The organism is Vibrio sp. 10N.286.45.E10, from assembly GCF_002874195.2.
GTDB lineage: Bacteria > Pseudomonadota > Gammaproteobacteria > Enterobacterales > Vibrionaceae > Vibrio > Vibrio crassostreae.
This window is the reverse complement of record NZ_MCWD02000002.1, coordinates 1050385-1064023: the sequence shown is the minus strand read 5'-3', so window position 1 is coordinate 1064023 and position 13639 is coordinate 1050385. Positions and strand designations below refer to the sequence as shown.

At 44.0% G+C, this 13639-nt stretch carries 12 protein-coding genes; 5 read left to right on the top strand and 7 right to left on the bottom strand.

The window, feature by feature from the left end; all coding sequences use genetic code 11:
* The first annotated feature begins 45 nt into the window (after positions 1–45).
* Together BCU34_RS17700 and BCU34_RS17695 are read left to right on the top strand one after the other, a co-directional pair.
* Entirely contained in the window at positions 46–927 is an 882-nt protein-coding gene (locus tag BCU34_RS17700) for a DMT family transporter (RefSeq protein ID WP_102432336.1), read from the top strand.
* A gap of 175 nt (positions 928–1102) precedes the next feature.
* Positions 1103–1348: a hypothetical protein gene (locus tag BCU34_RS17695; RefSeq protein ID WP_102479505.1), complete on the top strand. Its 246-nt coding sequence runs from the start codon at positions 1103–1105 to the stop codon at positions 1346–1348.
* A gap of 53 nt (positions 1349–1401) precedes the next feature.
* Here the strand turns inward: BCU34_RS17695 and BCU34_RS17690 are convergent, their stop codons facing one another.
* Positions 1402–2589, bottom strand: a complete 1188-nt coding sequence (locus tag BCU34_RS17690) for a GGDEF domain-containing protein (RefSeq protein ID WP_102479504.1) — start codon at positions 2587–2589, stop codon at positions 1402–1404.
* A 285-nt stretch (positions 2590–2874) separates the two neighbouring features.
* Here BCU34_RS17690 and BCU34_RS17685 point away from each other — a divergent pair, with 285 nt between their 5' ends.
* Both BCU34_RS17685 and BCU34_RS17680 read left to right on the top strand, forming a co-directional pair.
* Positions 2875–3663 (top strand): phytanoyl-CoA dioxygenase family protein, encoded by a 789-nt coding sequence (locus BCU34_RS17685; protein WP_102479251.1) that lies wholly within the window; start codon positions 2875–2877, stop codon positions 3661–3663.
* Between the two features lie 19 nt (positions 3664–3682).
* The gene (locus BCU34_RS17680) at positions 3683–4672 is read left to right on the top strand and encodes a zinc-dependent alcohol dehydrogenase family protein (protein WP_102479252.1); all 990 of its coding nucleotides are present in this window, start codon (positions 3683–3685) and stop codon (positions 4670–4672) included.
* Between the two features lie 20 nt (positions 4673–4692).
* Here BCU34_RS17680 and BCU34_RS17675 read toward each other — a convergent pair whose 3' ends face one another.
* The 3 genes from BCU34_RS17675 to BCU34_RS17665 form a co-directional block, all read right to left on the bottom strand.
* Complete coding sequence (locus BCU34_RS17675; protein WP_065678472.1) at positions 4693–5640, bottom strand: FecCD family ABC transporter permease; 948 nt, start codon at positions 5638–5640, stop codon at positions 4693–4695.
* A 101-nt stretch (positions 5641–5741) separates the two neighbouring features.
* On the bottom strand, positions 5742–6704 hold the full coding sequence (locus BCU34_RS17670; protein WP_102479253.1) for an ABC transporter substrate-binding protein: 963 nt from the start codon (positions 6702–6704) through the stop codon (positions 5742–5744).
* Positions 6701–7543, bottom strand: coding sequence for an ABC transporter ATP-binding protein (locus tag BCU34_RS17665; protein WP_102479254.1), 843 nt, complete (start codon positions 7541–7543; stop codon positions 6701–6703). Before BCU34_RS17665 ends, BCU34_RS17670 begins: the two co-directional genes overlap by 4 nt.
* A gap of 371 nt (positions 7544–7914) precedes the next feature.
* Here BCU34_RS17665 and BCU34_RS17660 point away from each other — a divergent pair, with 371 nt between their 5' ends.
* Entirely contained in the window at positions 7915–9819 is a 1905-nt protein-coding gene (locus tag BCU34_RS17660) for a bifunctional metallophosphatase/5'-nucleotidase (RefSeq protein WP_102479255.1), read from the top strand.
* A 213-nt stretch (positions 9820–10032) separates the two neighbouring features.
* Here BCU34_RS17660 and BCU34_RS17655 read toward each other — a convergent pair whose 3' ends face one another.
* The 3 genes from BCU34_RS17655 to BCU34_RS17645 all read right to left on the bottom strand — a co-directional run bounded on the left by BCU34_RS17655 (position 10033) and on the right by BCU34_RS17645 (position 13373).
* Positions 10033–11553, bottom strand: a complete 1521-nt coding sequence (locus BCU34_RS17655; protein ID WP_082040340.1) for an ISNCY family transposase — start codon at positions 11551–11553, stop codon at positions 10033–10035.
* Positions 11554–11803: 250 nt separating this feature from the next.
* Positions 11804–12292 carry an ATP-binding protein gene (locus tag BCU34_RS17650; RefSeq protein ID WP_102480577.1) on the bottom strand — a complete coding sequence of 163 codons (489 nt, stop codon included), beginning with the start codon at positions 12290–12292 and terminating at the stop codon, positions 11804–11806.
* 340 nt (positions 12293–12632) lie between these two features.
* Positions 12633–13373, bottom strand: a complete 741-nt coding sequence (locus BCU34_RS17645; RefSeq protein ID WP_108145153.1) for a zinc-dependent peptidase — start codon at positions 13371–13373, stop codon at positions 12633–12635.
* Positions 13374–13639 lie beyond the last annotated feature (266 nt).

Sequence of the window (13639 nt, the reverse complement as noted above, 5' to 3'; positions counted from 1 at the left end):
TTTTTGTTAGTATCACCATCAAATTACATCACACATGGAAGCGTCATGTCTTTTAGTTGGATCGCCTTTACCCTGCTTGCTGCCTTCAGCCAATCTTGGCGCAATGCCTTTCAAAGCAAACTAGCGGGCACAATGAGTGTGGCTGGCGTTACGCTGGCTCGTTTTATTTGGGCTGGCCCAATCGCACTTATTTATCTCTATTCGCTGTACCAATGGCAGCCAGTCTCCGCGCCTAATTTTTCCGGTGAGTTTGTTTTCTACATAGTTGCTGCGGCAATCATGCAGATCCTTGCAACAGGCTTGATGGTGATGCTATTTAAGCTCGAAAACTATGCGATTGGTGCTGGACTTGCCAAGTGTGAAGCTCCGGTTTCTGCTGTGCTTTCCGTGTTATTTTTTGGCACAGCGTTGACCGTTACAGGCTGGGTAGGCGTATTAATTGGCACCTTGGGCGTGCTCATCATGAGTAGCGCTTCAGGTTGGCGAAGCCTTTCCCCCAAAGTGTTTTTGTTAGGTATGGCTTGCAGTACCGCGTTTGCTTTAACGTCTCTTTGGGTTCGAGAAGCCAGCTTGAACATCGGCCTTCCCTTCCCTCATAGTGCAGCGTGGGTGCTGTTCCTAGTTATTTCTCTTCAAACAGTGATTATCTGTACGTACCTCTTTTTCAGAGAACGCGACACGTTACACCAGATATTCAAGAAGTCGAGATTGGTGGTGATGACAAGCCTAGCCAGTGTGATCGGTTCTCTTGGCTGGTTTAGTGCAATGTCACTTCAAGCCGTGCCTTATGTGAAAACGTTGGGACAAGTTGAGGTGGTCTTTATGGTGTTAATCTCTTACTTCTGGTTGGGGCAAAGTATTGCTCGCAAAGACATTGTTGCACTCATCTTACTCTCTATCGCAGCGGTATTGGTGATGTGGCAGTGATTTGAACGTCGCCATACTTGGACGTTGGGTCAAAGAGGACTGGAAATCATACCCCAGTGAAATATTCACCCACCGCATAAATATTACGGTGGCGTAAAATGATAAGAACGGCCTCCACATAATTTTTATAGTGCACGTATCAGCTATTAATCATTACCCAATAGGATACAGCCCAATGAAAACCCTTACTCAAATCGCACTAACAACGATCTTTTTTACAACCTCAATGATGGCATTCGCAGAGCCCGCGACAACAAACCAAGCCCAATTAGAAGCGTCAAGCACAACAGTGAAGCATGAAGGAATGACCGTGACGCTAACTGATAAACATTTTACGTCTACGGAAGAAACTAAAGCCACTGCCTCACAGACGTTAACGCAAAGCCAAAAAGCAGACTCAGCGCCACAGCCAACAATATAATGGCTTTATCAAAATAGTGGCGGGTCAAACTAACGCATAAAGACCTGTCATCATCAGGCAGTGACGAGTTCGTTAATATGACTAGGACAAATTGAAGTCATATTACGACCGTTTGTTTTCGCTTGATACAACGCTTTATCGGCTCGGCTAACAAACCCATTCCAACTCTCATTCGGGTGAAGCTGAGCAACACCGAAACTCGACGTCAGAAACATCTCATTTCCTTGCACTGCTGAGATCTCTGAAATAGACAACCGCAACTTGCAAGCAATAGCCTGTGCTTGTAGGAAATTAACATTGGGCAATAAAATCATTATCTCGTCTCCGCCAAAACGGAACGCACTGGCTGTAGGCGATGTTTTGATTGCACTTTGAACCATTTCAGCAAAAGACTTGATAACGAGATCACCCACTATGTGTCCGTGTTGGTCATTGATCGACTTAAAATTATCAATATCCATCATAATGGCACTGACAGGAGTAGTCCCCGCCTGCTTCATGATAACTGGAACCATTTCATCTAATGCTCTGCGGTTTCCAAGTGCCGTTAAAGGATCGCTGTAAGACAGATCATGAATAGACCTAAGCAATCTTGCATTAATCAACCAGAGCATTGTGAAGCTCATCGACACGATAAGAACAATACTCACTAAAAAGGCAAGTTGATGAATCAGCGCGGCCGTCATGAAATCCTGCAGCTCAGCAGAAAATAGCGTCACCAATACCCGGAAAGCCATAAACCCGCCATATATCAAAAATGATAAGGCCATCATCCGAGTAGCTAAGTTCAAGTCATCACGTTGACCCTTTAACACCACAAAGGCAGTGCAAAGAGTGACAAAGGCTAAATAGAAACTAATGAGAATAATTCGAGCCTTGATGGAAGGTTCATAGTACGTGAAGTGAATAAAACCTAGCAGAAGAGCCAATATCATCAAACTGCTGAAGTAGGTACATTTTAAGGAGTATTCTCGGAACAGGCATAAACTATACAAAGCGAGATGAAAACCAAGCGCAATGACCATATTAGCACCAATAACAGTGATCCAATCCGGTAGTTCCCCTCTTAGGCTCAACATCAACGGTCCAGTTCCAATAACAAATATTGAAAAGGAAAAGCTAGAAAGCCCTTTAATTGGCTGTTGAGTGAATTGAAATAACAATAAGCCAATACAGTAAATGAAAGAGAACAAAATAATAATAAAATTAAGTGTTCTCATATCCAGCGAAAAACCATCCATGATTTTCTATCTTCCATACGCAAACCAAATCGCAACATTCTTAATAATCATGTAAACCACAAAAAGATTCACCATATGAATATTTACATTTTGTAAATTAAGGGATGGATCACATATGCAGAGACTTTTGTCGCATGAGCCTATGACATAGATAGGCATGTAAAACTCCCCCCCATTTGGCTTCATAGCATCACTGAATCTACAGGCTTCTGCACTCGTTACTTGGTTGAATGACAACTGTCTGGCATTATGCGCCCAAGAAATCTGTGGGAACGAAGGTAGTCAGTGGTAGAAAACAGCCAACAATTAAGTGACCGTTACGACGAACATGGTTACTTTGTTATCAGAAATTATTTCAATGAAGCTCAAATTACATCGCTTAGAAAAGTCGTACTGAAATTCCATGAATCATGGAAAGCAGACAACGAAGAATTCTATCAAGAAGAAGCATTTAACTCGTCTTTAATTACGGGAAGCGAATATTTGCCTGCCGACGATAGAAGCGTGCTTTTCGACTTCATCAGCTCAAAACAAGTGATGGACGTGGTTGATGCGGTGATTCCGAACAAACCGGCATTCATGAATACACAGCTGTTCTTCAACCCAGTAAACCCGCAACAAAAAGACTTCTGGCATCGCGACTGTCAATACGACTACGACATTGATGACCAGATGAAAGTCATCATGGAAACCCAGGTACTGCATCTTCGTGTGCCCCTTTTTGATGAGCTCGGTATGGAGCTTATCCCCGGAACACACAAGCGCTGGGACAATGAAGAAGAATACAATGTTCGACAAGAAGAAAACGGCAAAGTGAGCAGTGATGATATCTCTGGCGGCAAGCAGATACCGTTAGCCGCAGGCGACTTATTGGTGTTTTCAGCGGACATGATCCATCGAGGTCTATACGGGCTAGATCGTTTAGCCTTGGATATTTTGATCTTTGACTCGGCAGCAGACTATATCGACTACGTTGATGACGACTGCTTGCCAACGCCAGCAATGCTAAGCAATATTGCTGATCCAAGATTGTTTATGAACACGCTACACTTAAAGTCGATGCAGTACTCATAACCACAAAGGTGCCCGAACTATGACTGACACTAAGCAAAATACCCGAATTAGCCAGTTCCGTTTCGGGCAGCCGAAAGAGTCTCTAAAGCTAGAGCATGTCGCTTTAGGGGCACTAGACAAAGATAAAGTTCGAGTACAAATTGAAGCGACTAACATCAACCCTAGTGATCTGTTGTCGATTTATGGTGTTGGACAGTACAAACACAGCCACCAGCCGCCGAGAGTACCGGGGTTTGAAGCGGTGGGAAAGGTTGTAGAGTCCAGCAATACCGAATTAGCAGTGAATCAGCGCGTGCTTGTGGCAACCAGTGGAACATGGCAGAACTATGTCGATGTATCACCAGACAACCTCTTCCACATTCCTCAGCACCTAGATAATGGCTACGCCTGCCAGTTGTATATAAATGCGCTCACCGCGTGGGTACTGACGACAGAAGTAGCCAAGCTAACCCAAGAAGATGTGTTGATCATCAACGCAGGCAACTCTGCCATCGGTAAGATCTTCTCCCAGTTATCAGCATCGCTCGGCTTCAACATCATTGTTGTTACATCACAGCCGAAACGATACCCAACAGCCACAAGCTGGGTATTGGATGCAAACGATGATTTAGTTAATAAAATTAAGGACTTAGGCTTGCCAACTCCAACCGTCGCCTTTGATGCAATTGGCGGTTCACCCGGAACCGATCTTATTCACACCCTTGGCAATAATGGGCGTTTTATCAACTATGGGACGCTGTCTCTGGATTTTTACGAACCACGCTTCTTTGAGTACGCGAAAAACCAAGGTATCGATTTCAGCACCTTCTTTTTACGTTATTGGGAAGAAGCAGAAGGTAAAGATGTTCGCCGTGATAAATTCACGACCATGCTAGATCACTTCATCACAAACGACATTCAGCTCGACGTCGACCGCTACCTGCCATTCGATGAAGTGCAAACCGCGATTGATCTCATTGAATCAAAAACCACACGATTAGGTGGCAAGATCGTCTTACTACCTGTGTAGTTTGGTGGAATTTAGCCGCACTATTTACGCCAAACAAGATACAAAACGAACAACCCGCCAAGCGCTGCTGTAACAATACCTACAGGCAGTTCTTGTGGCGCTAATATGGTTCGGCTAATCACATCCCCAAATAGTAAAAGTACCGCGCCCCACAAGGCAACCAGAGGCAGAGCTCGCTTGTGAGTGACGCCTGAAAATGGTCGTACTAAGTGGGGGACCATCAAGCCAATAAAACCGACCACTCCGGTCATCGATACAATCGACGCAGTGCAAAACGCACAACAAAGAAAAATCTCGCTTTGTAGGCGGTGCACATTGATCCCCAATGAGCTTGTCGTCTGTTCACTCACCAACAAAGTATCGAGCTCGCGATAACGCTTGAAAATTAACGCGATAAGACACAACACGCCCGCCAAGGCAAAAATCAAATTATCCCAACGTGCGAGCCCTAAGCCTCCCATCGTCCAGAACAAAATCGAACTCGCCGCTCTCTGGTCGCCTGAATAAATCAAAAAACTGGTGATGGCTCCGAATAGAAATGAGATCGCCAAACCACACAAGATCAAGTTGTCATTACCCTTTTTCTTCTGCATCGAAAACAGAATCAGAACGGCGGTCGCCGACACAATACCACCCGAGAATGCAGCCAGTGGCAGTGACCAAACACCCAGAGCGTCTCCCACTTTGGTGATCACCAACACCGCACCAGCAGACGCGCCAGATGACAAGCCAAACAAAAACGGATCCGCCAGATCATTTCGTGTCGAGGTTTGAAGCAACGCCCCAACCATCGCCAGCCCTGCACCCGCGATAACCGCTAACAATGCTCTAGGTAACCTTAGATCGATCAGTATTCGACTGGTCATATCCGGCGTTGGATCAGTGAAAGAACTCAACCCTATGAGCACTTCTTTGAAAGACAAAGGAACCGAGCCAAATTGTAAACTCATCATGAAGGCGAGCAGCATGGCAGTGATACCTGTTAGCCATGCTGCCCGATATTTATCAAATAAAATCAAAGGACTACTACTCTTATCAATAACAAGGTTTCATATAACAACCTTCCCGATCACTCAGAAACGAACGCTTCTGCAAGTTTCTCAATGGCATCGATATTGGCAGGCCCAGGGGTGAGTTGCTCATAACGCAGTTTGACATAGCGACCAGAAGTGACCGCATTGGTGTATTTCATTAACGGATGGGCTTCGAGGAAACGTTGCAACGAATCGGCACCACTCGCCGATTGGTAATCCAGAAGGATAATCACATCTGGGTTTTCACGAGCGACATTCTCCCAAGAGGTTCGAGCCCAACTAGCTTCCATATTGCCTGTGATATTTTGACCACCAGCAGCTTCAATCATTGCGTTTGGCATTCCGTACTTACCCGCGGTGAAAGGCTTGTCTTCACCCGAATCAAACAAGAACACTTTTGGGCTCGGCTTACCTGATGCTTTTTGCTTTTCTGCTATTTTTTCAACTCTCTCTTTCCAGTTTTTCACCAAAGCCTCGGCCTCTGCTTGCTTGTCGAAAATAACGCCTAACTTTTTCATATCGCCATAAAGCAGATCCATTGTCGCGCCTTCTTTTTGGTCTTGGGTATGAATGCAACTTTCAGAGAGCACTAAGGTATCAATCCCGTATGGCTTCAGTGTTTGAGGCGTCACTTCACCACCTACTTTCATTCCATAATTCCAGCCAGCGAAAAAGAAGTCAGCATCAGCAGCAATCAATGTTTCTAATGAAGGATACTTAGGTGCGAGCTCAGGAATATCACCTAAACGTTCTTCAAACGAACTCGACATCTTGTACCACCCAGTAATGCCCGTAACGCCCACCATCTCCTTTTGAAGACCAAGAGCAAACGCCATCTCGGTCATATTGATGTCGTGTACAACCACACGCGAGGGCCGCTTTTCAATGGTCAGTGGGCTCCCACAGTTATCAACCGTCACTGGGTATTGAGTGCTTGTCGCATGCGCAAAAGAGAAAGGTAAAAGAAACAAAAGACTGGAAATTACAGGCCACTTCATTGGGCTGCTCCTATTAAAGAGTGATTAGAGAGAGTTAAGTGAGTTGAGTAAGTTGATGCAGCTTCAAAATGATGGATGGTGCTGCATAGATTAGGATGATTGAACGTGAGAACGCGCAATCCAAAAACAGGGATCATGTATCGGTCCTGCATCACCGCCTCTGGGGCTGAGAACGCCACCATTTTTTGGCCTGACATCAACAGGACTTTGTCGGCGAATGGCGCTACCAAAGGTAAATCGTGCAGCACCACGACAGACGCAATGCCACGTTGTTTAATTAGGCTCAGAAGTTCAAGGCGAGCGAGAGGATCAAGGTGGTTTGTAGGCTCATCTAAGAGTAAAAGTCGCGGCTCTTGTGCGAAGGCGCGAGCAATACTTGCACGTTGTTGTTCACCACCGGATAGCTCACCAAAGCACCGCTGGCTTTTGTGAATCAGCCCAACATCTTGCATCGCCTGCTGAACCGCTCGTTTGTGCTCTTTTGCACTACAACAAAATGTATGAGGAGTTCGGCCTAAGCCAACATATTCAGCAACACTCAAACGAGGATCAACATGCTCATGTTGAGTAACCACCGCGACTTTTTTGGCTATCTGCTGCCGCTCAAGGCTTCCAAGCGGAATACCAGACAACATCAACTCACCCGCGACGGTTTTGTATTCGCCTGTAATGCCTTTCAGCAAACTGGACTTTCCACTTCCATTAGGCCCAATGATGGCAACGCATTCACCGTCGTTCACATCAAATGTCACGTCGGAGACGGCTCTCCAGTTAGCCAAGCCATCAGCGCAGAGCCCGCGCACAGACAATACAGGTTTATTCAAATTCCCACCGAACATCCAAAAACAACACTTATTGTTATGATATAACATAACAATAAGTTAAAGGTATAGTTATTAATAGAAATATTAAGACCGCTCTAAGAAGTAATGGGAATGGCGGGATAACCCAATCACCTTAAACAAAGACAGAAGTGCTTACGGAAATTGATTCACTGAGAAAGTTTGATTCAAGGAATTGAGTATTGAGAACGCAGTAAAGAGTTGTAATGCGTTTCTCCATAATTTAAGTGGTTACGAGATGGTCATGAATCACATTTATTTGAAACATCAGTAAGTTATATCACTATAAATATGACACTGATCACCCATAAGGTAATCTCGATTCTATATGGTAGCGTCATACTTAAAACCACGATGCGAACATACTTATGAAAAGACACATACTATCAAGCGCCATCCTACTCTCTCTAGCCTTTCCCACCTTTGCAGCTGATGGCGACATACACGATGTCACGATACTGGGTACTTCAGATATTCATGGTCATTTTATGGCGTGGGATTACGCGGCGGATAAACTCAACACTCGTGGTAGCTTGAGCCAAATCGCGACCAAGGTTGGTGAGATCCGAAAAGAGCAATCTAACATTATCCTTGTCGATGCTGGCGACACCATCCAAGGCAACTTCGTAGAAACCTTCAAAGACGAGCCCGTTGATCCAATGATGCTTGGCTTTAATCACATGAAATACGATGTGTGGGTTTTAGGTAACCACGAATTCGACTTTGGCCTTAAAACCCTCAACAGAGCCGTTACCCAATTTAAAGGGCAATCTCTCGGTGGCAACATCAAGAACAAAAACGGAAACCCATTCTTGCCTGGTTACACCATTCTAGAACGCGGTGGCATTAAGATCGGTGTCATAGGAATGGATACCCCAATGACGGAGGTCTTTGCGCAAGGTACAAACCGTTTAGAAGGCGTCACTTTCACTAATCCAACCTTGGAAGTGAAGAAAATCGTCAAAGAGATTGATGATAAAGTGGATGCCATCGTATTGGTTGCCCATATGGGGATTGAAAACGAGAATGACATTGCCGACACCGGTGTCACCGACATTGCCAATGCAAACCCAGAGCTCGATGCCATCGTCGCTGGCCACATGCACACTCGCATCGATAAAGCCGTTGTGAATGGCGTTATTATTACTGAACCCGACAAATATGGCCGCGCCCTATCTCGTATCGATCTTCAATTTGAAGAGCGCGATGGCACATTCACTCTCGTCAACAAAGACAGCTTCACCTATAAAATTAAAGGTATAGATTCTGACGAGAATATGGACGAGTTATACCAGCCTTATCACAAACAACTCCGAGAAATGGCGAATCGACCTGTCGCTCAGCTTACCGGCGTTGATTTAGTCCCAGAAAACGAAATCCGCGGTATCCCTCAAGTCCATGTTCAAGACACAGGCATCAGTGCGCTATACCAAGAAGCGAGCTTCTTCTATGCACCCAAAGCCAATGTCATTGCACTTCAAATAGACAACGACAATGCAGAGCTCGATGTTGGCCCAATCAAAGCCAAAGACATCGCGTACAACTACCAATACGCAGGTGGCGAAATCACTGTCTACCAGATGACAGGCAAAGAGTTAAGAACCTATATGGAATGGTCTGCGGGCTATTTCAACTCAGTGCAACCTGGCGATGTGACCTACAGCTTTAACCCTGAGCGCAGAGCTTCAAAATACTCGACCAATGACTTCTTCGCGGGCGTGATTTATACCATAGACCTCACTCAACCTGCAGGTACCCGCATCACCAACCTCGCGTTTGCAGATGGCACACCGGTTACTGATGAAACCGAAATCCGTATTGGTATGAATAGCTATCGAATGGGTCATCTCACCAAGAAAGGCGGCGTGCTAGAAGGCGAATCGTTCACTGTACTCTTTGATACTGAGGAAGAGTATGGAGAAGAAGCAGGCACGATCCGTAACATGACTATCAAGTATCTTAAAGAAGAAAAGAACGGTCAGTATGAAGGTAAAACTCAGCAGCGATGGGCTCTTTCTGGTTTAGAGAGCCGCTACAATGAACAGCGAGAGATCGTAAAGTCTTTGATTAATGATGAAACCATATCAATCCCGACCAGTGACGATGGCCGCTACACAAACATCACTTCTATCAACGTAAAAGAACTGATGTTCACATCTGACGAAGCCAAACAAGCAGCCATAACCACACGCGAAAAGAAACTGGCGCAGGCAACTGAGCAAGAGAGTAAGCAGATCAAACGCGAAATCACTCTGATCGAAGCACTCAATTAACCCCTGACCTAAAACCAATAACGACTTAACAACGCTTGGAGCGTGGTTAGGTCGTTGTCGTTCCCATCTTCCAACACCACATCTGTACTGAGTAAAACGGTTGATATTGGATGAATGAGCTGTAAAGTGTCATTACTGAGGGAACATGACGGGATAAGTACCAACCGATTCTGTCATGCCTTTATATTCTAGTATTCATATCGTTCAACTGCCTCACACATCGATACTCATTGATTGGGATTGCTTGATTCTCATCTCTCGTGTATTGAGCTTTTCTCTTTTCCATATAGTCTGGATGGTGCTGATACTCACGGTAATGTTTTCTTGTTTGAGTAGTTTCATCACTTGTATCGACGTATTATGCGGGTTGAGCAACGTCAACTCGATAATCCTATCTTCGGTGCTCTCTGGGATTGCGTTTTTACTGCGCTTCAGTGGCTTATTAATCCGTTTGAGGCCAAGTGGCCCTTCCTCTTCCATTATTTGCTGATAGGTATATAAGGTTTGGCGTGAGCAACCTAAGATACGAGCGGCTTTAGAGACACTACCAAGCTCTGCAACCAACTCCAGAGCCTCTATTTTACGTTGTACCTCTTTGCCGTATTCGTTGCATTTACGTGGCTCTACTAACTCAGTGATGTCTAACCGTCGATGACCGAAGTAAGCAGAGAAGGTACCATCGAACTGACATCGTATTTCTACTTTTTGGTTCTCTATGGAGTAACGTACTGGCGAGTCGATAACGTACATTTTGCTATCAAAGCTAAACGTGTGGTCACGTCGTATCGTTCGATATTCTTTCTGTACGCAGATGCTGTTAAGGTCTAGGTCAGGTGGCAACGACTTGAACGCAGAGCTCGATTTAGTCGCCTGAACCATCACATTATTCACCCAGTATTTGGGGATAAACTCCTCTTGCAAGTATCGGTTTGCGCTCTCCATGTCAGCGATGTTATTGAGGCGCAGTTCGGGGACAAGGCGGTCTTGGAAGGTGTCGAAGGCTCGTTCGATTCGTCCCTTCCCTTGAGGTGAGTTGGCGAAGATAATTTCGATACCGAGTTCATCACAAGCTCGCTGCATTTGCGAGAAGTTGCTGCGTTTCGGCCCACCAAAGATACCTGCTCGATCCACGTAGAGAGTTTTGAATATGCCTCGCTTTTCAATATAAGCTCGCATCACCTTCATACAGCCTTCGGTGGTCTCTGAAGGGAAGAACTGCGCATGAATATCACTAGTAGCGTCATCAATGATGGCAATCAAGCAAGACTTCTCATCACCAAACCAGCGATGAGGGCTGCCATCCATTTGCAGCATAAGCCCAGGCAACGGCATACGCTCTCGATACTTCCTTACTCGACTTCTACGGCGTTTAGAACGCTTCACATGGTGAATGTCATGAGCCCAAGAACGCAACGTTTCACGCTTAATCGACAGTCCTTCATTTTTGCTCAAAAGCTCCGAGAGATGTTGAAGATTAAAGTCGTAGTACTTGGTTTGAATGAGGGCTTGAACCTCCTTCTTGAGTGACTCAGGGATTTTATTGATGGGAGCACGACCAGTGTTACCATGAACCACGAACCGAATGCCTTCCTTGCGATAGCGACTCAAGTAACGTTCAACGGTTCTTCGTGATTTTTGCAGTAATTGCGTGGCACTATTGATAGTAATTTTGCCATCAATGACTTTACTAATGATATCGACAGTAAACTGTGATTTTGAATCCATATAGAACATCCTTAGCACCCTTTAAAGCTCATTTGATTACTTTAAAAAGTAAGCTAAATCAGTCCCGACATTTTCCCTCGGTAGTTATTGTAATGACAAAGTCGCTTGGTAATTAAGGTACGACAGAATCGCTTGGTGATCACATGAATGAGCTGTAAAGGCTAACTCATAGTTGGACAAAAACGTTTTAGGTGTACTGCTCTAAACCGTTTCATTCAGATTAGAAAAAGTACCTTGAAACCTTAAACACTTGTTAAATTTACTTACGCACTACTGTAAACTCTTCATCTGCACTTGGCTCCTCAAAGAAACTATCAAACAGCGATATATCTTTTTCTTCAATTTTGAAAGAATGAATATCACTACCGTTGTTTCGCTTTTGATTTCGCTGAAGCCTAATACTTAATGGGATATCAAAAAATATTTGAGAAACCTCATACCCTAATTCACGAAAGTAACGCTGGGTTTCCACTCTAGATGATCTTGACCAAAAACCCCAATCCAAATTTACATCAATGTCATTTTCTAAAAATGTCAAAGCGATACCTTTAAGGTAAGCTCTAGCGCCTGCGTGTGAGCTATCAAGCTCTTCACGTGTAGGGTTCTCACCAAAAAGTGAGAGGTGTAACTCGTCTACAGATAAAAAAACTGTCCCATCAGACTTTTGTTGATTGCGAGCGAAAGTTGTCTTCCCACAGGCTACCTTGCCAATTAGTAACGTGACTTTCGCCTTATTGTTATTTCCCAATTTATAACCACCTTTGGTTGATAGTAAATCTAACGCTTATTAGATGGAATCATTCCCAAATTCATACCTGACAATTTTCATCTAACAGATCTCTTTAAGATCAATCTAACACAAAAGCTTTATTAAAACAGATAGTTATTGAGAGAATTTTAATGATGATTGAGAAGTACCGAAGGTTTCTATCTATTCTTCTTTTTAGTACTACCTGACAAAGTTTCATTAGTAAAAGTAATGTATTTCATACTGGCTGGAGAAAACTTGCTGATACGGCTAAACCATAACGGGGCATTTTTGTGTTACCAACCCCAGTAAGCAAGTCGCTTGAAAAAATTCTGTTCATTTACACGACCTGCTCACGGACACTCAATATATCCACCATGTTTAAACCATAGATACCAACTAGATCACTATATAGCTCAAGGCTGTTCTCATGAATGGCCGCAGGATTGGTAAAAAATAACTCAGATAGTACTGCAAAGTACTCTTCATGTGTTCGAAGTAAAGTATCATCATGAGTGAAGATATGGTCAGCGATCTCACTTGGTGATGTCGCACAATCTGGAACAAGATATTCTTGTTGTACTGCAGTATTGCCTAGATAGACCTCGTAGCCTTTGCGCAACGCAGGGGTACTACCTGATAAGCCATATATATGGTCGAGAATATGAGCAAACTCGTGAACAATCAGATTTCTCCCATCAATAATATCGGATGATTCCTTTAAACAAGGAAATGCGTTCAACCGCACAGTAGAAGTCTCATACGCATCCCCGTCAACTTGCAAGTCGTCAGAGCAAATGTGAACCCATTTTACCGACGAAAAGTAGTTTGTTCGCTGCGCCCCTCCAACCAAAGACGCGTTGGCTGCGATTAGCACCAGTAAAAGTTCTTGGTTTTCAATTGTAATATCTGGGCTAACCAACACTGTTTTATTGTTGTAGAACTCGTTAACAAAATGGCAGATGAATAGTTGCTGATCTACTGAAAAATATGGATATAGCGCCATAGAAGACAACAAGATATCGTGAACATTTTCAAACTGTTTCTTTGTTTTTTTGTTCCGACTTTTACCTAAAAACATGTTGTTTTTCCTAATAACGAGATGAATTTTTTATTGACCACGATTATAAAACTCAAATTGACCAATTGTCTTTGAGCACATCACAGGCATGAATAAAACTCAGCTAAGTTTCGCTATGCCTAGTATGAGTTATAATTATTTCTGAAACGTTTTGGGGCAGAAACAAGCTAGCAAAACAGCACCAACCCTCACCACTTTCATAAATACAACGTTTAATAATTTGAGCCATGATTTATTTCACTTAAACGAGATCACCAACCATCTGA

Excerpts from the sequence above, each read along its gene's own strand:
- BCU34_RS17665 (WP_102479254.1), bottom strand. The coding sequence starts at position 7,543 with ATGTTCGGTGGGAATTTGAATAAACCTGTATTGTCTGTGCGCGGGCTC.
- BCU34_RS17660 (WP_102479255.1), top strand. The coding sequence starts at position 7,915 with ATGAAAAGACACATACTATCAAGCGCCATCCTACTCTCTCTAGCCTTT.
- BCU34_RS17680 (WP_102479252.1), top strand. The coding sequence starts at position 3,683 with ATGACTGACACTAAGCAAAATACCCGAATTAGCCAGTTCCGTTTCGGG.
- BCU34_RS17655 (WP_082040340.1), bottom strand. The coding sequence starts at position 11,553 with ATGTTCTATATGGATTCAAAATCACAGTTTACTGTCGATATCATTAGT.
- BCU34_RS17675 (WP_065678472.1), bottom strand. The coding sequence starts at position 5,640 with ATGCTGCTCGCCTTCATGATGAGTTTACAATTTGGCTCGGTTCCTTTG.
- BCU34_RS17645 (WP_108145153.1), bottom strand. The coding sequence starts at position 13,373 with ATGTTTTTAGGTAAAAGTCGGAACAAAAAAACAAAGAAACAGTTTGAA.
- BCU34_RS17670 (WP_102479253.1), bottom strand. The coding sequence starts at position 6,704 with ATGAAGTGGCCTGTAATTTCCAGTCTTTTGTTTCTTTTACCTTTCTCT.
- BCU34_RS17695 (WP_102479505.1), top strand. The coding sequence starts at position 1,103 with ATGAAAACCCTTACTCAAATCGCACTAACAACGATCTTTTTTACAACC.
- BCU34_RS17700 (WP_102432336.1), top strand. The coding sequence starts at position 46 with ATGTCTTTTAGTTGGATCGCCTTTACCCTGCTTGCTGCCTTCAGCCAA.
- BCU34_RS17690 (WP_102479504.1), bottom strand. The coding sequence starts at position 2,589 with ATGGATGGTTTTTCGCTGGATATGAGAACACTTAATTTTATTATTATT.